Here is a 20778-nt window from a genome sequence, read left to right on the forward strand (position 1 = left end):
CCTCTCAGGACGGGTTCTGGCCGGCGAGCTGCTGGATCCGGATGATCACGAACTCGGCGGGTTTGAGCGGGGCGAACCCGACGACCACGTTCACCACGCCGCGGTCCCGGTCGTCGCTGGTGGTCGTCTCCGCGTCGCAGCGCACCAGGTACGCCTCGCGCGGGGTCCGCCCGGCGAACGCGCCCTTGCGGAACAGGTCCTGCATGAACGACGTCAGGTTGAGCCGCAGCTGCGACCAGAGCGGCTCGTCGTTCGGCTCGAAGACGGCCCACTGGGTGCCCCGGAACACGCTCTCCTCGATGTAGAGCGCCAGCCGGCGGACCGGGGTGTACTTCCACTGGCTCGCCAGCACGTCCGCGCCGGCCGTCGTCCGGGCGCCCCAGTTGACCGTGCCGACCACCGGGAAGGTGCGCAGGCAGTTGAGCCCGAGCGGGTTGAGCACACCGTTCTCGGCGTCGGTCAGCGGGTACACCAGGGTGGTCACGCCGCGCAGCTGCGCCTCGGTGCCAGCCGGGGCCTTCCACACGCCCCGCTCGGCGTCCTGGCGGGCGTACAGGCCGGCGAGGGTGCCGCTCGGTGCCACGGTGCGCGGCTGGAAACCGTCGGCGGGGTCGGGGATACGCAGCCGGGGGAAGTGCGCGACCGCGTTCGGCCCCTTGACCCCGAGCTGGTTGATCCAGTCCAGGGCGCGGTCCGGGTCGTCCACCCCGGGCGGCGGGTCGACCAGCAGCATCGCCCGGCGCCGCTCGCACAGCTCGTATGCCGCCGACCAGATCGCCTCCGGGTCCACTCCACTGTCCACGGTGCTCGGATCGCCGTGCCGGGCCCGGGTGGCGTCGGGGATGCAGAGCAGGTTGAACAGGTCGGTCTTGAGCAGGGCGTAGAGGCCCGAGTAGGCGGCCTCGGAACCGACCAGCGCGCCGGTGCCGGGCAGCGTGCTGCCGTCGGCGCCGGTGACCAGGTCACCCTGGCCGAGCCGCTTCGCACCGACCGGCGTGTACCGGCCCACGTTGGCCGTCGCCCCGCCCAGGCCGAGCAGGGCGGCGCCGTCGGCGACGTCGCCGGAGGCGGTCACCCCGGCGACGGTGAAGGCGGCGTCCACGGCGGCCGGGGCGACCAGCGGGTCGACGTCGCCGAGCAGGCGTACCCCGCCGGCGGCGGTGGGCACGACCCGGACCCGCAGGCCGGCGGCCCCGTCGGCGGCGCCAAGCGCGGCGTTGACCTTGCGCTGCACCAGGGCGGCCACCCCGGCGGGCGAGGACGGCAGCCGCTCGCCCTTCTCCAGCACCGTGACCGTCACCGCCGCGACGGCCGGCACCGTCTTGGTGGCGTCGGCCGGGTCCGGCTTGGTCGGCCGGTCGGGCTGGACGGTGAGCCGGTAGTTCTTGCCGGCGTCGACGGTGGGGGTGCCGATCGCGGCCCCGACCGTGCCGCTGGGGACCGGCCGGCCGGCGCCGCTCGCGCCGGGGCGGGCCCGCACCAGCGAGGAGCCGCGGTCGGGATCGTTGAGCAGGGTGACGGCGTAGGCGGCGCTGGTCGGGTCGGCGGAGAGGCCGGTGAACCGCTCGGTGACACCGGTGGACCCGTCGCGCACGCTGAGGTTGAACACCTTGGGGTCGGCGGCGCCGTCGTGGTCGACGTCGACCAGCAGGCTGCTGCCCCACTGGCCGGTGCTGGCGGCGTCCAGCACGAGCGCCGACTTCGGGCCGGTGCCGACCTTGTCCAGCAGCGTCACCGACGCCGCGCGGGCGTCGCTCTTCGGCACCCGGACGACCAGGGCGGCCGAGCCGCCGTTGCGGAAGAACTGCTGCACGGCCAGGCTCAGCTCGGAATCCCGGTCCACCCCGCCGAAGCGGCGCTCGAACTCGCCGAAGCTGTCCACCCGGACGGCGCGGTTCTCCGGCCCGGTGCGGACGTATCCCACGAACGCGGTCACGCCGGTCGCCACACCGATCACGGGACGGACGCCGCTCGGGACTTCCTCGATGTAGACGCCGGGGTAGCTCGGAGTCACGGGCATGACTACCTCGTCTCGGAGTGCGGGGTGGGCTGGTCACACCCTCCGCCCCCGGGCCGGGCCGCTCTAGCGCGGAACCGACTGCGCCGAGACGCGTACCCGACACGCGGTGCCGATCCGGTCACTCCCCGCCGACCACACCGGCCGGCGTCGGACGCCGATCGTCGCGCGGCCCGGCACCGCCGGCCGATGCGCCGGCGTCGCGCTACCCGTGGTCGTAGACGGTGACCGCGATGTCGCGCGCGCAGAGGGCGCCGATGACCAGCGGCTCGACCCGGCTCCAGGTGCCGCCGGCCAGCCCGCAGCCGATGCGCGGCATGTGCACCGACGCCCCCAGCGCCTGGACCTCGTCGCCGAGGGCGGTCAGGCAGCGCTGCACCGCGTCGTAGCGGATCGGCGGACCGCCGCTGCCGGCCCGGATGCCCCGCTGGCCGACCATGTTCGCCACCCACACGTCCGGGGCGACCCGGACCAGGCGGACCGCCCCGAGCCCGAAGTCGTTGCCCGCCCGGTGCCGGTGCCAGTCGCGGTAGTCCCGTTCCGGCTCCGGCCAGCGACGGGACACGGCCAGCACGAAGCCCTTACCCCAGCCGCCGAGGTCGTTGCAGAGGTGCGCGATCACCTTGCGGCCCTTGGCCTGCGGGCTGGTCGCGTCGCCCTTGATGATCATCAACGGGGTCACGGCGGCCATGATGGCAACCGGGTACGACACCCGGACAGCCGTTTTCCCCGGCCGGGTCAGCTCCCGGCGGCGATCTCCGCCAGCACCCGCCGCTGGAAGGCCCGGGCCTCGGCGCCGCTGGGCGGGACGCCCCCGGCGCGCGCGGCGACACAGCGCCCGATCAGCTCGTCCTCGTAGCCGGCGTCGGCCAGCCGGCTGCCGGCGGCGACCTTCGACAGCCACACCCCGTCCCGGGCCTTCACCAACGAACGGCAGGCACCGAGCACCGCGTCCTCGGCACCCGGGGCGGGCGCGTCGTCGGCGGGGGTGGGCAGGGCGAGCCACCAGCGCAGCGCCTCGACGAGCAGCCGGCGCAGGTCGGCCGGGGCCAGGGCGGCGAAGACGTCGGCGGCGGGCGGGCCGAGCAGGGCGTACCCGTGCTCGTGCAGGATGTCGCGGTCCAGGCCGTACCAGAAGCGGCCGTCGGCGGCGGGCCGCTCGGCCGGGTCCCAGGTGGCGCGGAACGGCATCTGCGCCCCGGTGTTCAGCTCGACCTCGAAACCCGGTTCGGGGGTGCCGGAGCCGGCGACCGCGCGGGTGTAGGCGACCAGTTCCAGGCCGCGCGCCGGGCAGGGCAGCGCCTCGTGCCGCAGCCGGGCCACCAGGTCGCGCTTGCGTCGGGCATCCAGCGGTCCGGCGACGACCAGCGCCACGTCGACGTCGCTCCGGCCCGGCTGGTACGCCCCCATGCCCACCGAGCCGGCCGCGTACGCCCCCACCAGGTCGTCGTCGAGGACGTCGCGGGCCGCGTCGACCAGGTCGTCGAGATAGCGCCGTACGGTCGGGTCCATGGCGGTCATCCTGCCTCGGCCGGGTCGGCCGGCCGCATGCAACCCCGACGGGCACGGCGGGACCGCTCAGCTCGGGTCCGCGCCCACACCGCTGCCGTCTCGGATGATCGCCTCGCCCTTGACCAGCCACGCCACGCCGAAGGCGAGCACGGCGACCGTCTCGCACCAGAAGACCGGCTTCACCGCCTCCTGCACCGCCTCGGGAAGCAGGGTGCTCGCCGGCGCGAGCGCCACCGCCACGACGATGATCGCGCCGCAGACCCGGTAGACGCGGTTGCGGACCAGCTTCTCCGGGGTGACCGGGCCGGCGGCCGGGTCGGTCCGGGTGAACAGGAACAGGCAGAAGCCGGCCAGCAGCAGGAACAGCGCGGCAGCGCAGACCTGGTGCACCCGGCCGACCAGGATGTCGCTGGCGCTGACCGGGTCGTCGCGGGCGCCGGCGGCGGTGGGGAAGAGCGCGACCGTGACCGACAGCGCGCCGGCGACGCTGCTCAGCACGTCGTCGAGGGGTCGGTACCGGTAGCAGACGAGGAAGACGCCGATGGCGCACATGCTGCCGACGAAGACGTCCCGCATGGCCGTGTGGTACGCCCCGCTGATCGATTCGAGCAGCGTCAACCGGCCGGCGAACAGGGCGTTGCCGGCGGTCAGCACGATCGGCATCGCGATCCCGACGACGCCGATGCCCAGGCGCAGCCGACGGACGGTCAGGACGTCCTGTGCCGGGCCCATCGCCCCTCCCCCGGGTCGCCCGTCAACTGTCCGCCGCGGGGCAGCACACCGTCAACGCCCCCGGCACCACCCTGACCTTCAGCCGGGTCGTCTCGCCCCGCGCGCCGCCGTCCAGCTCGTACGTCTTCGGCACCGCGAAGCGGACCTTGACCCGGCGACCGCGGGTGATCCGGACGAACGGCGAGTCCTCGGAGCGGCCGGCGGCCATCCGGCCGAGGGTGCGCGCCCAGTCGATCGCGCCGCTGGCGGTGGAGACACCGATCTCCAGGGCCCCGTCGTCGGGGCGGGCGTCGTCGAAGGCGGGCACTCCCCCGGTGATCGTGCCGACGTTGCCGAAGAGCACGCAGCTCGCCTCGCCGTCGAACCAGTCGGACCCGTCGACCCGGATCCGGGTACGCACCAGCTCGCCCCGGACGTGGCGCAGGCCGCTCCACAGGTACGCGGCCCGGCCGAGTCGGCCCTTGAGGGTGCGGTCGGCCTCGCGGATCAGGTCCCCGTCGAAGCCGGCGCCGGCCATCACCGCGAAGTGCTCGCCGTTGAGCCGGCCCAGGTCCAGCCGGCGGCGGTGGCCGTGCAGGCCGACGCGGACCGCCTCGGCGAGGTCGGTGGGAATGCCGAGGTTGGCGGCGAAGAGGTTGGCGGTGCCGGCGGGCAGGATCGCCATGGCGGCGTCCGATCCGGCGAGGGCGTCGGCGCAGCGCTGCACCATGCCGTCACCGCCCCAGACGAAGACCAGCTCGGCGCCCTTCTTCAGCGCCTTCCGGGCCTTCTTGGGCGCCTTGCGGCTCTTGGGCACCTCGTACCAGAGCAGGTCCTCGACCCCGGCGGCGACGAGGGTCGCGCGCAGCTCGTCGAGGCCGCCGCCGAGGGTCTTCTTCCGGTGGGCGACGACCGCGACCGTGCCCACGTTCGCGCTGGTCGCCGGGCGCTCGTCGGTCGCCGTGCTGCTCGTGCTCATGACCAGAGGTGATACCCAGACGGCCGAACTCCCACGCGTCGCGCCCAGAGCCGGTGACCCAGGGCCGCGCGGCGGCGGTGTTGGCCGCTCGGTAACGCCCCGTTCACAGTTTCGACGCCAGCCGGCGGGACCTGCTGCCGGCCGGCGAGTCATGGCTGGCGCGGCCGCAACACCTGGGACACACTTGAGGCCCGACACCCAGGGACGGGGGCATGGACGGCTCCACACAGGACGATGCGGCCGCGGCTTTCGTACGGGAGCTCACGCACTGGCGACACCAGCGCCGACTGTCCAAGAAGGAACTGGCGGAGCGGACCGGCTTCGACCCCTCGTACGTCAGCCACATCGAGAACGGCCGGCACCAGCCGACCGAGGAGTTCGCCCGCCGCGTCGAGCTGGTGCTCGACAGCGGCAACCGGATCTGGCAGCGGTACGTTGAGTTCGCCGGCGCGCGCGGCGACGACCGGCTGCCCGCCCTGGGCCCCACCGCCGTGCCGCCGCCCGCCGGGCCGCACCTGGTGATCGACGACGAGCAGGCCACCCTCGCCCTCATCGACGGCTGGTACGAGTGCCGGTTCCGGCGCGTCCTGCACAGCGTCGGCACCGAGCCGATCATCCGGCACACCGTGCAGATCGACATCGACCGGTTCCCCGACGACCCGGCCCGCTCCACGGACTTCCACAGCCGCCACCCGCTCACCCTGGACGAGGTCGACTTCACCGCCGCCGTCGGCGCCGACCGACCCGAACCGATGCGCTGGCGGGTGACCCGCAGCCGGGACGCCTTCCTGAAGATCGCCCTGATGTTCGACACCGGCGGCGCGCCCGTGCCGCTCTACCCCGGGCAGCGCACCGTGCTCGCCTACGCCTACCGGGTGCCGGCGTGGAAGTTCGGCGACTGGTTGCAGCGCGACATCCGGCTGCCCACCCGCCGCCTCGCCATCCGGCTGGACCTGCCCGCCGCCGCCCGTCCCACGGTCTGGGGCAGCGAGACGTCGTTCACCTCCGAGACGACCGCCGACGTGGTCCCGCGCCGCCAGGAACGTGAGGGCGTCGTCGCGTACGAGTGGCAGGTGCCGCGGCCCCGGCTGCGCGCCCAGTACCGGCTGCACTGGCGCTACGGCGACCCGAGCGCCGCCGGCGCCGACCCGGACGCGGCCGGCGGGTGGGCCACCGACGCCTGGCCACAGGCGTGCGGCGCGGGCCGCCCGGGTGCCGACCGGTGACCCGTCGGGCGCCCGTACCGGCCGGTCAGGGCGTCGGCGGAAGTTTCAGGAGAAGGGACCGGACGGGTGTCGTTTCCGACAGATCCGGCCCCTTGTCGATGCTCTCCGTAGCGACGCGACCGGCCCGACCGTTAGGCTCGACTGCTGAGTGAGGTTGTCGCAGCCGGATCAGCGGCCTCACCCACCGGGTTACGCACGTTGGCTGAACGCAGCACCGGAAGGCAGGCTGGAGTGACCCGAGATGGCGAGCCAGGGGCCGAATTCGCCCACCGCGCGGACAACAAGCGCGTGGCGTACGAGGTCACCGGCGCGCCCGACGGGTTTCCGGTCTTCCTGCTCCACGGTACCCCCGGCAGCCGCCGTGGTCCGAAGCCACGCGGCATCGTTCTCTACCGGCTCGGCGTCCGGCTCATCGCGCACGACCGTCCCGGGTACGGCGACTCCGACCGGCGGGAGGGCCGCGACGTCGCCGACGCCGCCCGCGACGTCGAGGCGATCGCCGACCAACTCGGGCTGGAGCACTTTGCCGTCGCCGGCCGCTCCGGCGGCGGCCCGCACGCGCTGGCCTGCGCCGCCGACGGCGCGTTACGTGGCCGGGTGACCCGGGTCGCGGTGCTGGTCAGCTTCGCCCCGTCCGACGCCACCCAGCTCGACTGGTTCGCCGGGATGAACAGCGACAACGTGCGCGGCTTCGGCGGCGACGGCAACCGCGACACCGCCTCGGTGATCGAGCAGATCCGCCGCCGCGCCGCGCGGGCGGTCGAGGATCCACGGTTCCTGCTGGAAGAGCTGATGGTGGAGATGAGTGCGGCGGACCGGCGGGCGGTCAACGACGCGGCGCTGCGCCGGCTCATCACCGACACCTACGAGGAGGCGCTGCGCGCCGGCCCGTACGGGTGGATCGACGACGTGCTGGCGCTGCGGCGGAGCTGGAAGTTCGACCTCGGGGCGATCGACACCGCGGTGACGCCGGTGCGGCTGTGGCACGGCGCGGAGGACACCTTCGCCCCGGCCAGCCACGCACGGTGGCTGGCCGGTCAGATTCCGGGCGCCGAGGTGGAGGTCCAGCCCGGCGCGGCGCACTTCGACGCCGTCGAGGAGCTGCCGCGCATGCTGCGCTGGCTCACCGACGTCGGCGCGCCGGTGGGCCGGGACGTGCTGATCGGCAGCCGGCCCGATCAGTAGGGGTGCGGGTCGACGACCCGGCGCACCAGCCGGCCGTCGCGCAGCACCACCACGCTCGGATGCCGCTGACCGATCCGGTCGGCCAGCCGGTCGGCGATCCGGGTCCGGCCGATGCTCACCAGCCCACCCGACGCCATCTGGTGGACGACCTCCAGGTTGCCCAGGCCGCGCAGGGTGTCCGGGTGTTCGGGGCCGAGCACCTCGACCATCCGCTCCACGACGGTCCGCAGTCGCGCCCGGCCCTCCTCCAGCTCGCCGGAGTAGATGTCGAAGACCGCGGCGTTGTTCGCCGCCGCCATCGCGAACGGATGCCGCTCCTCCAGCGCCGCGCGCAGCGCCTCGGCCGCGGACTCGGCGAGCGTGCGGGCCGTGGCGTGCTCCCCCGCGTCCCAGGTCGCCACCGCGAGGTTGTTGCGGCAGACCAGCGCGTACGGGTGCTCGGCGCCGAACACCTGGGCGAACATCTGCCCGACCTCGGCCAGCTCGGCCCGGGCCCGGGCGCCCTGCCCCTGGAGCATCATGTTCGCCGTACGGCTCAGCCAGCTGAACAACGTGTCCGGGCTGGTCGGGCCGAAGCTGCTCCGCAGCCGCTCGTAGGCGACGTCGAGCAGCTCGGCCGCCTCGTCGATCTCCCCGGTGCTGCGCAGCGAGACGGCGAGGTTGGCCTGGGCGACGAGCGCGTCGCGGGAGTGCTCGCCGAAGAGCCGGCGGTAGCCCTCCACCACGCCCCGCAGCAGCGACACCGACCGCTCGTACTCGCCGACCTCGCGCAGGTCCCGGGCCAGGTTGCTGGCGGAGAAGAGGGTCCGCGGGTGCTCGGCGCCGAGCACCAACCGCAGCCGGCGGTAGGTGCTCTCGTCCAGCTCCCGGGACCGGGCGAACTGGCCCATCAGCTGGTAGGAGGCGGCCAGGTTGTTGGCGGCGACCAGGGTGCGCCGGTTGTCCTCGCCGAACACCTCCACCGAGGCGGAGTAGGTGCGCAGGTCCCGCTCCAGCGCCTCCCGGTAGCGGCCGAGGGCGCGCAGGTCGCCGGCGTAGCTGCCGGCCGTCATCAGCGTGTACGGGTGGCTGGCGCCGATCAGCTCCTCCTGCTGGCGCAGGGTGTCCTCGTCGAGCTGGCGGGCCTCCTCGAACCGGCCCAGGCCGCGCAGCAGGTTCGCCCAGTTGAACCGCAGATGCAGCAGCTGCACCCGCAGCGCCCGGTGCGGCGGCGAGTCCGGGGACAGCTCCTCCAGCCGCGCCGACCAGGTCTTGTCGGCCTGCCGCGCGTACTGCTCGCCCTGCTCGAAGCCGCCGTTGAGGTAGATGTACCGGATCCGGTCGATCACCAACTGGCGGACGTTGTCGTCCTGGCAGGAGACGGCGTCGGAGCCGTCCAGGTGCGGCCAGAGGATGCGGAACCGGTCCTGCACGGCCGGGTCCTCCACCTCGCCCGACGGGCGCGACCCGGCGAGGATCCGGTGCACGTCGTGCTTGATCTCGTTCAGCTCGGTGTCGGACATCCGGACCCGCAGCGCGGCCTGGAGCAGACGGTGCACCTGCACCCGCTGGGCGTGCAGGTCCACCTTGATCAACGCGAGCCGGTTGATCCGCTGCACCAGGGCCGCCGCGATGTCCCGCTCGGACACCCGGTCGGCGACCCGGGCCGCCACCACCGGATCGTGCGGCGCGATGACCCGGGCCACCTGGTCGCCGTAGAGCAGGTCCAGGGAGATCTCCGGCGCCAGCACCGAGGAGAGCTGCAGCAGCCGGTACGCGCCGGCGGACTGCTCCTTGAGCCGCTGCAGGGAGTGGCCCCACACGTCGGTCTCCGGGCCGGTGCGCTCCAGCCCGGCCAGGTAGTCGCCCACCGGGGTGCCGGTGTCGGCCAGCCAGGCGCCGGCCATCGCGACCAGGATCGGGATGTTCTCCACCGCCTCGGCGACCTGCTCGGCCTCGGCGACGCTCATCAGCTGCTCGCCGATGCGGGCGCGCAGGTGCGACACGCTCTCCGTCCGCTGGAACGCCTCCACGTCCACGGCCCGGGCCAGGTCTCCCCAGTCCGGGTTGCGGGTGGTGACCAGGACGTGCCCGTTGCCCTGCGGCAGGAAGTCCTTGACGTGCTCGTACTGGTCGGCGTTGTCGAACACCAGCAGCCACCGGGGTGGCTGGCCGCCGTCCTCGTGGCGCTCGGCGCGGCTGAGCCACTGCCGCACGGCCCGGGTCTTCTCCGGGATGGTCGGCAGCTCCGGCAGGCCGAGTTCGCGGCCGAGGTCGGACACCTGCACGTCGACGAACTGCGGCGGGTCCGCGTCGATCCACCAGACGATGTCGTACGCGCCGCGGAAGCGGTGCGCGTACTCGATGGCCAGCTGGGTCTTGCCGATGCCGGCGCCGCCGAGCAGCGCCACCGGGGTGCGCTCGTTGCCGCCGGCCTTCAGCTCCTCGCGCAGCCGGCGCAGCAGCTGCTCGCGCCCGGTGAAGCGGACGTTGCGGCCGGGCGGGTTGAACACCTCCGCCCCGACGGCCGGGAAACGGGCGCCCGGCAGGCCCCGTCCACCGTCGCCGGTGGGCCGCCCGACGAGCTTGAGCAGTTGCTCGGTGGCGGCCTCCACGCTCCGGTTGTGCACCGAGGTCCAGCTGCCGACGGGGACGTCCGGGGCGGGCGGGGTGTCGTCGAGGTGCACGGCCAGGGTGGCGCCGCCGCGCCCGACGACGTCCGGACCGAGCCGGTCCCGCGCGGCGACGTACGCCCGGGAGACCAGCCGCAGTTCGCGGGAGGCGGTGTCGGCCTTCACCGGCGCGACGGCGCCCGGCGCGACGGTCAGCACCCGCAGGTCCGCCCCGGTGAGCACCGCCTGCACCCACTCCGCCCAGGCCTGGTCCTCGGCGGCGTGCCGCAGCACGATCAGCTCGTCGGGGACGGCCGGCTTGCGCTCGAAGCGCTGGACGGTCTGCCGGCGCAGCGCCTCGTCGAGCCGGGGCAGCGAGCCGATCCGGCCGTTGGTGATGTGACTGGTCAACGTCTCGTACGCGGACAGCAGGGTGGTCCGGCCGCCCGGCTCGTCGCCGAAGGTCGCCAGCGTCTCCTCGTAGGCGTAGTACGCCCGGTAGGGCACCTCGACGGTCAGCCAGTACTCCTGGCGTTCGGCGTCGGTCATGCCGCTGGGCAGGCCGGCGAAGCGCTGCATCGCCAGCGTCCGGCCGGCGTCCCGCTTGCCCTTCTCCCCGTCGTCGACCCGCATCGGCACCGGCAGCACCCGCCGCGCGCGGCGTCCCTCGTAGCCGCGGACCCGGCGGGCGACCGCCGAGGCGCCGTCGATGCCCTGGTCGCTGAGGGTGAAGCAGTCCACCAGCACGTCCGGCAGGTGGATGGTGCAGATCTCGGCGACGTCGCTGATGCCGGTGCGGCTGTCGATCAGCGTGTAGTCGTAGTGCCGCTTCATGTCCTCGCGCAGGGCGTCGAAGAACTGCGCCCCGCCGAGACGGTTGTAGAAGTTGTCCCAGTTCAGGCCGGTGACGCTGGTGGCGTAGTCGGGGTTGTGCCGGCCGGCGAGCAGCAGGTCGAGGCTGCCGCCGCCGGGGAACTCCCAGTTCACCGAGAAGGCGTACTTGTGCACCCGGGCGAACTGGCGGTGCCAGTCACCGGGGCGGGCGGCGGCGTCGGACTCGGCGCGCCGCCGGGCGTTCTCCCACTCGTACTCCAGGATCAGGTCCATCACCCCGCCGGTGGAGGCGACCTGCTCCGGGTCGAGGAACGGCGCGTAGAACCGGTGCAGGCCGGGGGATTCCAGGTCCCAGTCGGCGACGAGCACCCGCTGCCCGTTCGCGGCCAGGATCCAGGCCGTGTTGGCCAGCGCCATCGTGCGGCCGGTGCCACCCTTGTATGAGTAGAAGGTGACGACCTGGCCATCGCGCGGTCCCGTCATCGGTCTTCCTTCCCTCGCCCTACGTCTGATGTGCCGGCCGGACGCAGGCTCGGCCGGGGCACGGCCGGGCCGTCGGGCGGATCGACCGGACCGTGTCGGAGGAACTGCTTACGGGCCTCGATCACCAACTGCGGCGCGCAGCGCTCGAACTCCGCGATGTCCCGCACCGGCAGCACCTGCGGAAAACGCGCGTCCTGCAACGTACCGGCGATCGCCTCGGGCGTCGTCTCGCCGCGCTCACCGTCGGCGGCGATGACCAGCGGCACCGCCCAGCGGGGCAGCCCGTCGACGGCGTCGCGCGCGGCCTCCGCGCCGATGGCGGCGTCCACCAGCACGACGGTGGGGCACTGCGGCGCCTGGGCGCGGGCGTCGGCGAAGGCGACCACCCGGGTGGACAGGCCCAGCCGCTCGGCGGTGGCCGCGACGTAGTCGGCGACGGCCAGCTCGTGCTGGTCGCCGTACGGCCGCCAGCGCGGGTCGTGCGGGGTGAGCGTGGTGACCACCAGCGCGGTCTCCCCGCTGTCGGTCACCGGGTTGCTGGTCACCGTCGCGGCGCGGGACGGGGCGAGCGGCTCGGTCTCCGCCACCGTGATGATCCGTTCGGCGAGCACGGACAGGATGCTCTCGTACTGCCGGCGGTAGGCGCTGAGCTTGCACAGCGCCCGCAGCCCGTTCTCGGCGTAGTCGGCCCGCTCGGCGCCGCCGCCGACCAGCTCCAGCGCCTGCGCCGTCTCGGGCCGCTCCTCCCAGGGCGACAGGGGCAGCCAGAGCACCGGCAGGATGTGCCGCGCGGCCCGGCCGGGCGCCAGCCGGGTGAGCCGGCTGCGGAACGAGTCCCGCTCGCCGACCGCCCAGGCGTTGCTGAAGTACTTGGGTGAGTAGAGCGGCACGAAGACGTGGGCGACGCTGAGCGCGTCGGTGAGCGTCTGCTTGAGGTCGGCGCCGGGGCTGACCAGCCCGTCGAAGAACCCCACGTCCAGCTCGCCGGTGCGGCGGGCGCCGCGTCGCACGGCGGCGCCGAGGTCCTGGAAGAACCGGTTGACCCAGAAGTCGGTGTCGGGGCGGGCCGACGCGGACAGCGGCACCGAGTGGGCGTAGCTGAGGAAGAAGTACGTCTGCCGCCCCGGCGGCGCGCCGGACGAGGAAGCGTCAGACCATGTCATGCCCGACCTCCTCGAACGTCGCGCGGAGCTGCTTCATGTCGGCGGGGACCTGGGCCTGCACCCAGTGCGTGTGGTACGCCCGGGCGACCCGTTGCGCCAGGCGCCACACCACCGCGTCGTAGGCGTCCTTGCCGTTCTTGCCGAGGCTGAGCAGGCCGTAGATGCCCTCGTCGTGGTACTGGGGGGCGATGTCCGAGGGTAACCGGGTGGGGGTGAACATCTGCCGCTGCGACACGACCGGCGGCACCCGCTGCCGTTCCACGACCGACCAGTTGACCGGGATGATCGGGGTCTCCCCCGGGGTGGCCGTCGCGCCCGGGCGCAGGGTGAACCGGCGGCGGGCGAAGGCGTCCCACTCGCGGGCGCACCAGGCGCTGTTGAGGTACTGCGGCGAGATCAGCGGGATGAAGATTTGGCTGTGGCCGGCGGCGAAAGCCAGGTCCTCCGTCCAGAGCTGCCCGCCGTCGATCAACCGGTCCATGAAGCCGGCCGGGCGCCCCGGCGGCAGGCCGAGCAGCTCGACCACGTGGTCGGAGAGGTCGACGAAGAGCTGGAACACCTTGCTGTTGGTGTCCCGCGGGGGCGCGGCGACGCGGTTCTTCGTCCGGGCGTAGCTGAGGAAGAACACGGGCGCCCCTGGGTCGACCCGGAACTCTTCCTCGGCCACCTGCCGCTCCCGCCCGACGTGGGACATCCTGAACCGTCCACAGTATCGGCGTACGCAATACCGGGGTGTCCCCGTCACCCGCGCCCGGGCCGGTCGGTGCCCGGAGCGGTGACCGCGGCGGCATCGGGGGTCACGACCAGCTGTCCAGTGTGTCGCGCATCCGGTGCGCGAACCGCTCGCCGGCGGCGGTCAGCGCACCGAGTTCGAGCAGCGCGTCCAAGGCGCCGTCGGTCCAGTCGCGGTAGCGGCGGAAGGTGGTCGCCGCCGCGCCGCCGGGCCGGCGACGCCACACGTCGGCGACGGCCAGGTGGGCGTACGTGCCGTGCAGGACGCCCTCCACCGGTCGCGGGTCCGCCCGCCAGGGCACGGTCAGCCGGCGCCGGTCGTGCCGGTCGAACAGGTCGCAGACGTCCAGCACCGCGTGCATCTTGAGGTGCTGCACCTCGTGCACCAGCAGCACCGCGAGCGCCGCGTCGTCTCCGACCGGCGCCACGGCCACCGCGCCGAAGGCGGCTCCAGCGGCGGCGCTGCGCTGCATCCCGCCCTCGTCGGCCCGCAGCGGCACCACCGCGCGCAGCAGCGTCCGCAGGCCCGGGGCGTACCCGCCGGCCTCGACGTCGACGCGGCGCAGCGCCCGGGTCAGCTGCCGGGTCCATCCGTCGGCGGCGGCCGCCGGCAGTCGGGCCGCGACCGGCACCGCGAAACAGTCCCGGTACGGGTCGGTGTCCTCCAGCAGGACGTGGTGCCCGTCGGCGACCGCCGCCCGCACCGGCCGCCAGCCGTCCGGGAGGTCCGGCCGGCCGGGCCGCACGGTGATCCGGCGCCCGCCGGCCCGCGCGGTGAACCCCCCGTCGTGGACGGACAGGAGCACCGCCTCCTCGTCGGCGTCCACGGTGAGCGCGCCGAGCGTGGGCAGGCTCAGCGCCCCGTCGCGGGCCGGCACGGTGAGCTCGGCGTCGGCTCCGGCGCGGATCGCGGCGGCGGCCGCCACGCAGGCCAGGTACGCCAGGTCCGCGGTCTCGTCGTCGCGGCACCGCTGCGCCCAGCGGCGGACGAACGGGTGCTCCAGCACGGCGCGGACGGCCTCGGGGGCGGTGAGGTCGAGGTCGACCAGCAGCTGCCAGCCGGCCGCGGCCCGCTCGTCGTGCGCCGCGCGGGGGCTGAGGTCGACCAGCAGCGCGCGGACCAGCCCGAGGTGGACCGACGCGAGGTGGCGGGCCGACTCCACGGTGCCGTAGCCGGTGCCGAGGTCGTCGAGCACCGTCGGGCTCAGCGCGTCGGTGGGCTGCCGCTGGGTGGGTACGTCGGCGGGCGTCATCGCGTGGATCAGTTCCTTGAGGTCTGCGCAGTAGGCCGAGGGGTTGTCGAAGCCGGTGTCGGGACGGTAGCGGTGGGCGAAGAGCCCGCCGCCGCACTGCCGCACTACCTCGCACTCCCGGCAGGTGGCGCAGAGGCCGGCGAGGCCGGTCTGCCGGATGGCGATCATGGGGTGGGCGGCGGCGTCGTCGACCCGGTGGCGGAAGATGTCCAGCCCGGTGGCCGGGGCGCCGTCGTAGGCCGACTTGAGGGAGTCGACCTGCTCGAAGGTCCCGTCCGTCTCGATGACGACCAGGTCGGCGAAGCCCAGCCCGACCGCCTCGGTGCGGGTGGCCCCGCCGGACGCGGTGGAGAGCAGGGATTCCAGCAGCCGGATCGGCACCGGCCGCCCGTCGGCCAGCCACCGCCGGTGGATCGCCAGCAGCCAGTCGGCGTACGGGGTGGGCACCCCCTCGGGGCGCACCGGCGGGCGCTCCCAGTTGGCGTGCGGGAGCAGGAAGTCGATCTGCGGCGGCTCCTGCGCCAGCAGCGCCTCGTAGACCGTGACCGGGTCGTTGGCCAGGTCGATGGTGCACAGGATGCCGGCGTAGCTGGGCCGGTATTCGGGGTGGCGCAGCAGCGCCAGGCCGCGCAGCACGGCGGCGTGGCTGCTCTGGCCGCTGGCGTAGCGGCGGTGCAGGTCGTTGGCCGCCAGGTCGCCGTCGAGCGAGATACCGACCTTCACGTCGTACGCGACCAGCACGTCGCAGATGCGCGGCGTGAGCAGCACGCCGTTGGACTGCATCCGCAGGTCGAGCCGCGCCACCGGGTCGATCCGGCGGCGCAGCTCGGCGGCGGCGGCGGCCAGTCCGTCCGCGCCGGCCAGCAGCGGCTCGCCGCCGTGCAGCACGACGCGGACGGTGTCGAGCCCGTGCGCGGCGGCGTGTTCGGCGATCCGGCGCGCCGCCTGGTCCAGTGTGGACGCCGCCATCACATGGGGCTGGTGGCGCCAGGACTGGTCGGGATGCTGGTAGACGTAGCAGTGGTCGCAGGCGAGGTCGCAGCGGCTGGTCAGCTTGAGCACGTACTGACTCAGCGGGCTGACCCGCCCGGGCGGCTTCCTGCCCGGCCCGCCAGCGTCAGATCGAAGAGCCGAAGCCTGCGACATCGACGCCGGTCGGGCGGTCGACCCTGCGGTCGTGGACACGGGCGACGGCACGCGCTCGGGAGAGGGAGATCTGACCGAGCGGCGTGTGCCGCAGGTCGTCCAGTGGCGGCGGGCTCGGGGTCGGGTCGGGACGGACTGCGATGCGATCCACGTCGGTTCCCCCATATGCGGTTGATGGCCGGTCGACATCCACAGTCGACGCACCATCGAAGATAATATATTGCACTCGCTGTGATGTCACTGCTGCGCTGCGCCATCTTCTTCGATCATCTTCGCCATCCAGCCCTCGTTGGAGAGCGAGATGATCCGCTCGGCCTCGGCGACGAACGCGTCGTCGTCGGTCCAGCCGTGCCCGGTCTCGCGGGTCGCGCACAGCCGGGTCAGCTGGTCGGCCGTCCGGGCGAACTCGATCTGCTGGGCCTCGTACTGCTGCGCGGCCTCGTAGCCGACCAGGGCGGTCGTCACGGTCGCCGCGACCCCGAGCCACGCGGTCAGGCCCAGCCCGTCGCCGAGCACCCCGACGGTCGCGGCGAGCAGGGCGCTGGCCACGGTCACCGCCGTCGCGGCCCACCGGACGCGCGCGGCCAGCCGGGCCATCCGCCGCGCCATCGGCGCGTAGTAGCCGGTCACCTGCCCCCGCACCCGGGCGGTGAGATAGCTCGGCACGTCCTGGACGTCGGGCAGCGGCCGGGCGACCGGCGCGAGGCCGACGGTCCGCCCGACCAGGTCACCCGAGTCGTCGAGCAGGGTGTCGGCGCGCCGCAGCAGCACCCGGTCGCGATCGGCGCCAGCGAACGGCGCCACCCCGGCCAGGTAGCGGTGGACGTCGGCCTTCAACGCCTCGGAGACCGACCGCAGCCGGGTCCACGCGTGCACCGTGTCCCGCGAGGTCCACCTCGCCGCCACCGGCACCAGCAGCAGCGCGGCGGCGGCGAGGATGGCCAGCGCGCGGCCGGCCGTCCGGTGCGGCTCGCCGAGCTGGGTGGCGAGGGAGCCGGCGACGGCGGCGCCGATGGTGAGGCCGGCCACCGTGCGCCGCGCGCGCACGACGCGCCGTTTCTCGGCCACCGCGGCCTGCGACCAGACGCTCTGCCGCTGCCAGACCATCGTGACCGCCGCCGACGCATCGAAGTTCGCCACGCCCGCATGGTAGGTCAGCCGCGCCCACGGCCCCGGGACACCGGGCGGCGGACGGCGGACGGCGGACGGGTCTAGGGAGTGTCTCCTGGATCTTTCGTGGCGACCGACAGATAGTCCGGCAGATCCTCCAGCGCGGGGTCCTGCGGCAGGCGCGCGGCGGCCCCGGCAACTGCGGGCAGCCCGGCCAGAGCGTCGCCGTCGAAGATGTCCCAGCCGCCGCTGCTGCGCTGCGGCTCGACACCGTCGACCGCATAGGCAGGGCGGGATCGTCGCAACCAGCTCATGACTCTCACGATCAAGCGACGTTGGAGTACCAGGGCCTAGCCGCGGGTCAGCCGCTCGAGGTGTTCCGCCTCCCGGGGCGACGGCTCGCTCGGTCCGCTCAGCCGCAGCCGCCACCGGGTCGTCGTACCGTCGGGACCACGCAGCTCGCCGCGCGCCAGGGCGCGGTCGATGTCCTGCCGCACCCGCTCCTCCAGCTGCGGTTCGGTGGCGAAGAGGATGTGCAGGCGTACCTCGTCACCGGACCGCTCGACGCGGGTGTGGTGGGACGCCACCGGACAGGGCGGCTCGTGTTCCCAGTGGCCGCACAGGACCGTGGTGATGGCCGCCCCGGGCGCGCCCGGATCGGCGTCCGGCGCCATGTCGAGAACCGCCTGGTGAGCGAACCCCTGCCGCATGGCCACCATTGTGCCCCTGCGGGGCGATGGTCGGGCCAGGTCAGGCGCTGCTCTGGTGATCTCCGCCACCATGACGGACAGGGCGAACATGACGGATTGCCGCCGCTCTGCACCTGTGCCCGCATCGTGCACCTAGCGGCAAAACGCGCGAGCCGGGCAGCGGTCGTCCCGAGGCCCCGGCAGAGATCACCTGTTCAGACCGCGACGGATCGATCCCTGTTCACCTGGCCGAAACAACCGGATGAGCCCCACCACCATCGGTTGCCTGAGTCAACCCATTGATATCAATGCTTGCGCGTGTGATCGTGCCTCCAGCACGTCGCCAACCCCCGGCGACGCGCGACGGCCGGTCGTCACTCCGGGCACGCCGGCAGCTCCGGAGACCGGCCGTCGCACCTGCTTTCGCTCGACCGGCGCGCCACCCCACCGGGCACCGGACGCGCCGACCCAGAACAGGAGCGCCCCTTTGAAGATCTCACCTCGCCTCGTCGCGCTCTCCGGCGCGGCAGCGGCCGGCCTGCTCGCCGCGGGAACCGCGGCGGCCGTCCAGGCCGCACCCCCGAGCCCGGCCCCGGCACCCGCCGAGGCCCGCGCGCTCGCCGCCAGCGCGGCCGGTTCGCTGGTGGCCAGCCGGCCGCAGTACCTGCACGCCGGCGCCAACGACGGGTTCGTCCAGAAGCCGGTCATCTCCTCCGACGGCACCCAGTACGTGCCGTACGAGCGCACCTACAAGGGCCTGCCGGTGGAGGGCGGCGACTTCGTCCTGGCCACGAACTCCGCCGGCCAGGTCACCTACGCCTCGGTGGCCCAGCAGCGGCCGCTCGGCGAGATCGCCACGACGCCGAAGCTCACCGCCGCGAGGGCGGAGAAGACGGCCCGCGCCCAGCTGCGCACGGTCGCCGGGGTCGAGGGCACCACCCTCGTCGTCTACAACCTCGCCGAGACGCCCACGCTGGCCTGGCAGACCACCCTCACCGGCACCTCGGCCGAGGGCCCGAGCCGGCTGACCGTGGACGTGGACGCCGCCACCGGAAAGGTGCTACGGACCCGGGAACGGGTCATGGACGGCACCGGCACCGGTTACTACAACGGGCCGAGCCCGCTGGCGCTCAACACCACCCTGTCCGGGAGCACGTACTCGCTGAAGGACCCGAACGTCACCAACCAGAGCTGCCAGGACGCGGCCACCAACACCACGTTCTCCGGCTCGGACGACGCGTGGGGCAACGGCAGCGGCACGAGCAGGGAGACCGGCTGCGTCGACGCGCTCTTCGCCGCGCAGACCCAGCACAAGATGCTCTCCCAGTGGCTGGGCCGCAACGGCGCCAACGGCACCGGCGGCGCCTGGCCGATCCGGGTCGGCCTCAACGACCAGAACGCCTACTACGACGGGACCCAGGTCCAGATCGGCAAGAACACCGCCGGTCAGTGGATCAGCTCGATCGACGTGGTCGCCCACGAGATCGGCCACGGCATCGACGACAAGACGCCGGGCGGCATCTCCGGCGGCAACACCCAGGAGTTCGTCGCGGACACCTTCGGCGCCGCCACCGAGTGGTTCGCCAACGAGCCGTCCACCTACGACGCCCCGGACTTCCTGGTCGGCGAGAAGATCAACCTGGTCGGTAACGGCCCGATCCGCAACATGTACAACCCGTCGGCGGTGGGTGACGCCAACTGCTACTCCAGCAGCATCCCGAGCCAGGAGGTGCACGCCGCGGCCGGCCCCGGCAACCACTGGTTCTACCTGCTGGCCATGGGCAGCAACCCGACCAACGGCCAGCCGACCAGCCCGACCTGCAACGGCAGCACCGTGACCGGCCTCGGCATCCAGAAGGCCATCAAGATCATGTACAACGCGATGCTGCTGAAGACGTCGTCCTCGTCGTACCTGAAGTACCGCACCTGGACGCTCCAGGCCGCCAAGAATCTCTACCCGGGCAGCTGCGCCGAGTTCGACACGGTCAAGGCCGCCTGGAACGCCGTCAGCGTCCCGGCGCAGACCGCCGACCCGACGTGCAGCACCAGCCCGACGCCGACCCCGACCACCACGACCACCCCGCCGTCGGGCAGCTGCTCCGGCCAGAAGCTGGCCAACCCCGGCTTCGAGTCCGGCGCCGTCAGCTGGACCGCCTCCTCGGGCGTGATCACCAACTCGACCAGCCAGGCCGCGCACGGCGGTTCCTACAAGGCCTGGCTGGACGGGTACGGCTCCACCCACACCGACACCCTGTCGCAGTCGGTGAGCATCCCGGCCGGGTGCCGCGCCACACTCAGCTTCTGGCTGCACATCGACACCGCCGAGTCGGGCACCACCGCGTACGACAAGCTGACCGTCAAGGCCGGCAGCACCACCCTGGCGACGTACTCCAACGTCAACGCCGCCGCCGGCTACGTGCAGAAGACCTTCGACGTCTCCTCGCTCGCCGGCACCACCGCGACCATCTCGTTCAGCGGGGTGGAGGACAGCTCGCTGCAGACGTCCTTCGTGGTGGACGACACCGCGCTCACCCTGAGCTGATCCGACCCGTACCACCGGCGGTCGGTCGTCGCGTCCCGCGGCGGCCGACCGCCGTCGTTCGCGCCGGCGCCCGTCGGGCACACGGCCGCACCCGCAGCTGCGGCCGTCCACCCGCCATCACCCTCGGGTACGCGAGGCAGATCGCCGCTTCCGCCACGCAGACGCGAGCCGCTAGGGTGACCCGGTGACCGTGTTCCGGATCAGCGAGGCCGCCGAGCTGTTGGGCGTCAGCACCGACACCGTGCGGCGCTGGGTGGACGCCGGACGCCTGCCGGCGACCCGGGACGAGCACGGCCACCGGCTGGTCGACGGCGTCGAGCTGGCCGGCTTCGTCCGGGCCCAGGCCGCCGAGCCGGACGGGCGCGCCGAGTTCTCCTCGGCCCGCAACCGGCTGCGCGGGATCGTCACCGCCGTCGTCCGGGACACGGTGATGGCGCAGGTCGACATCCAGGCCGGCCCGTTCCGGGTGGTCTCGCTGATGAGCCGGGAGGCGGTCGACGAGCTGGGCCTGACGGTCGGCTCGGTCGCGGTCGCCGTGATCAAGTCCACCACGGTCGTGGTCGAGCGGGCCGCGCCGCTGCGCGGGAGGAACAGCTGGTGACGAG

General features: G+C 73.6%; 16 protein-coding genes. 4 read left to right on the forward strand and 12 right to left on the reverse strand.

Features of this window, described 5'->3' with window-relative positions; translation table 11 throughout:
- Nucleotides 1–4 precede the first annotated feature (4 nt).
- The 5 genes from ACTWM8_RS16905 to ACTWM8_RS16925 all read right to left on the reverse strand — a co-directional run bounded on the left by ACTWM8_RS16905 (nucleotide 5) and on the right by ACTWM8_RS16925 (nucleotide 5219).
- On the reverse strand, nucleotides 5–2020 hold the full coding sequence (locus tag ACTWM8_RS16905) for a phage tail sheath family protein (RefSeq protein WP_446209869.1): 2016 nt from the start codon (nucleotides 2018–2020) through the stop codon (nucleotides 5–7).
- Nucleotides 2021–2222: 202 nt separating this feature from the next.
- Nucleotides 2223–2708: a macro domain-containing protein gene (locus tag ACTWM8_RS16910; RefSeq protein ID WP_446214578.1), complete on the reverse strand. Its 486-nt coding sequence runs from the start codon at nucleotides 2706–2708 to the stop codon at nucleotides 2223–2225.
- Between the two features lie 47 nt (nucleotides 2709–2755).
- Nucleotides 2756–3529, reverse strand: a complete 774-nt coding sequence (locus ACTWM8_RS16915) for a nucleotidyltransferase domain-containing protein (protein WP_446209870.1) — start codon at nucleotides 3527–3529, stop codon at nucleotides 2756–2758.
- Nucleotides 3530–3595: 66 nt separating this feature from the next.
- Nucleotides 3596–4261 (reverse strand): hypothetical protein, encoded by a 666-nt coding sequence (locus ACTWM8_RS16920; RefSeq protein WP_446209871.1) that lies wholly within the window; start codon nucleotides 4259–4261, stop codon nucleotides 3596–3598.
- Nucleotides 4262–4283: 22 nt separating this feature from the next.
- Nucleotides 4284–5219, reverse strand: a complete 936-nt coding sequence (locus ACTWM8_RS16925; protein WP_446209872.1) for a diacylglycerol/lipid kinase family protein — start codon at nucleotides 5217–5219, stop codon at nucleotides 4284–4286.
- A gap of 212 nt (nucleotides 5220–5431) precedes the next feature.
- Between ACTWM8_RS16925 and ACTWM8_RS16930 the strand changes: the two genes are divergently transcribed.
- On the forward strand, nucleotides 5432–6445 hold the full coding sequence (locus ACTWM8_RS16930; protein WP_446209873.1) for a helix-turn-helix domain-containing protein: 1014 nt from the start codon (nucleotides 5432–5434) through the stop codon (nucleotides 6443–6445).
- Between the two features lie 231 nt (nucleotides 6446–6676).
- The gene (locus ACTWM8_RS16935; RefSeq protein ID WP_441148601.1) at nucleotides 6677–7630 is read left to right on the forward strand and encodes an alpha/beta fold hydrolase; all 954 of its coding nucleotides are present in this window, start codon (nucleotides 6677–6679) and stop codon (nucleotides 7628–7630) included.
- Here ACTWM8_RS16935 and fxsT read toward each other — a convergent pair.
- From fxsT to ACTWM8_RS16970, 7 genes are all read right to left on the reverse strand, one after another.
- Entirely contained in the window at nucleotides 7624–11538 is a 3915-nt protein-coding gene (gene fxsT, locus ACTWM8_RS16940; RefSeq protein WP_446209874.1) for an FxSxx-COOH system tetratricopeptide repeat protein, read from the reverse strand. The two genes, ACTWM8_RS16935 and fxsT, sit on opposite strands and share 7 nt — an antisense overlap.
- Nucleotides 11535–12701 (reverse strand): TIR-like protein FxsC, encoded by a 1167-nt coding sequence (locus tag ACTWM8_RS16945; RefSeq protein WP_446209875.1) that lies wholly within the window; start codon nucleotides 12699–12701, stop codon nucleotides 11535–11537. The genes fxsT and ACTWM8_RS16945 overlap by 4 nt, the downstream gene beginning before the upstream one ends.
- Nucleotides 12688–13395 (reverse strand): TIR-like protein FxsC, encoded by a 708-nt coding sequence (locus ACTWM8_RS16950; protein ID WP_446209876.1) that lies wholly within the window; start codon nucleotides 13393–13395, stop codon nucleotides 12688–12690. Before ACTWM8_RS16950 ends, ACTWM8_RS16945 begins: the two co-directional genes overlap by 14 nt.
- Before the next feature lie 103 nt (nucleotides 13396–13498).
- On the reverse strand, nucleotides 13499–15832 hold the full coding sequence (locus ACTWM8_RS16955) for an FxsB family cyclophane-forming radical SAM/SPASM peptide maturase (RefSeq protein ID WP_446209877.1): 2334 nt from the start codon (nucleotides 15830–15832) through the stop codon (nucleotides 13499–13501).
- 237 nt (nucleotides 15833–16069) lie between these two features.
- Complete coding sequence (locus ACTWM8_RS16960) at nucleotides 16070–16972, reverse strand: DUF4231 domain-containing protein (RefSeq protein ID WP_446209878.1); 903 nt, start codon at nucleotides 16970–16972, stop codon at nucleotides 16070–16072.
- 71 nt (nucleotides 16973–17043) lie between these two features.
- On the reverse strand, nucleotides 17044–17256 hold the full coding sequence (locus ACTWM8_RS16965) for a hypothetical protein (protein WP_446209879.1): 213 nt from the start codon (nucleotides 17254–17256) through the stop codon (nucleotides 17044–17046).
- Between the two features lie 36 nt (nucleotides 17257–17292).
- Complete coding sequence (locus tag ACTWM8_RS16970) at nucleotides 17293–17652, reverse strand: hypothetical protein (protein WP_446209880.1); 360 nt, start codon at nucleotides 17650–17652, stop codon at nucleotides 17293–17295.
- A gap of 466 nt (nucleotides 17653–18118) precedes the next feature.
- On the opposite strand from ACTWM8_RS16970, the gene ACTWM8_RS16975 reads away from it, so the two are divergent.
- Both ACTWM8_RS16975 and ACTWM8_RS16980 read left to right on the forward strand, forming a co-directional pair.
- Nucleotides 18119–20173 carry a M4 family metallopeptidase gene (locus ACTWM8_RS16975; RefSeq protein ID WP_446209881.1) on the forward strand — a complete coding sequence of 685 codons (2055 nt, stop codon included), beginning with the start codon at nucleotides 18119–18121 and terminating at the stop codon, nucleotides 20171–20173.
- A 184-nt stretch (nucleotides 20174–20357) separates the two neighbouring features.
- On the forward strand, nucleotides 20358–20774 hold the full coding sequence (locus tag ACTWM8_RS16980) for a TOBE domain-containing protein (protein ID WP_088961849.1): 417 nt from the start codon (nucleotides 20358–20360) through the stop codon (nucleotides 20772–20774).
- Nucleotides 20775–20778: the final 4 nt, after the last annotated feature.

The sequence above is a fragment of the Micromonospora sp. IBSANI012 genome (assembly GCF_052814045.1).

What these genes read in the sequence shown, in the direction of transcription:
- ACTWM8_RS16920 (WP_446209871.1), bottom strand. Translation starts at nt 4,261, where the DNA reads ATGGGCCCGGCACAGGACGTCCTGACCGTCCGTCGGCTGCGCCTGGGC.
- ACTWM8_RS16945 (WP_446209875.1), bottom strand. Translation starts at nt 12,701, where the DNA reads ATGACATGGTCTGACGCTTCCTCGTCCGGCGCGCCGCCGGGGCGGCAG.
- ACTWM8_RS16970 (WP_446209880.1), bottom strand. Translation starts at nt 17,652, where the DNA reads ATGCGGCAGGGGTTCGCTCACCAGGCGGTTCTCGACATGGCGCCGGAC.
- ACTWM8_RS16965 (WP_446209879.1), bottom strand. Translation starts at nt 17,256, where the DNA reads ATGAGCTGGTTGCGACGATCCCGCCCTGCCTATGCGGTCGACGGTGTC.
- fxsT (WP_446209874.1), bottom strand. Translation starts at nt 11,538, where the DNA reads ATGACGGGACCGCGCGATGGCCAGGTCGTCACCTTCTACTCATACAAG.
- ACTWM8_RS16905 (WP_446209869.1), bottom strand. Translation starts at nt 2,020, where the DNA reads ATGCCCGTGACTCCGAGCTACCCCGGCGTCTACATCGAGGAAGTCCCG.
- ACTWM8_RS16950 (WP_446209876.1), bottom strand. Translation starts at nt 13,395, where the DNA reads ATGTCCCACGTCGGGCGGGAGCGGCAGGTGGCCGAGGAAGAGTTCCGG.
- ACTWM8_RS16925 (WP_446209872.1), bottom strand. Translation starts at nt 5,219, where the DNA reads ATGAGCACGAGCAGCACGGCGACCGACGAGCGCCCGGCGACCAGCGCG.
- ACTWM8_RS16955 (WP_446209877.1), bottom strand. Translation starts at nt 15,832, where the DNA reads ATGTCGCAGGCTTCGGCTCTTCGATCTGACGCTGGCGGGCCGGGCAGG.
- ACTWM8_RS16910 (WP_446214578.1), bottom strand. Translation starts at nt 2,708, where the DNA reads ATGGCCGCCGTGACCCCGTTGATGATCATCAAGGGCGACGCGACCAGC.
- ACTWM8_RS16915 (WP_446209870.1), bottom strand. Translation starts at nt 3,529, where the DNA reads ATGGACCCGACCGTACGGCGCTATCTCGACGACCTGGTCGACGCGGCC.
- ACTWM8_RS16930 (WP_446209873.1), top strand. Translation starts at nt 5,432, where the DNA reads ATGGACGGCTCCACACAGGACGATGCGGCCGCGGCTTTCGTACGGGAG.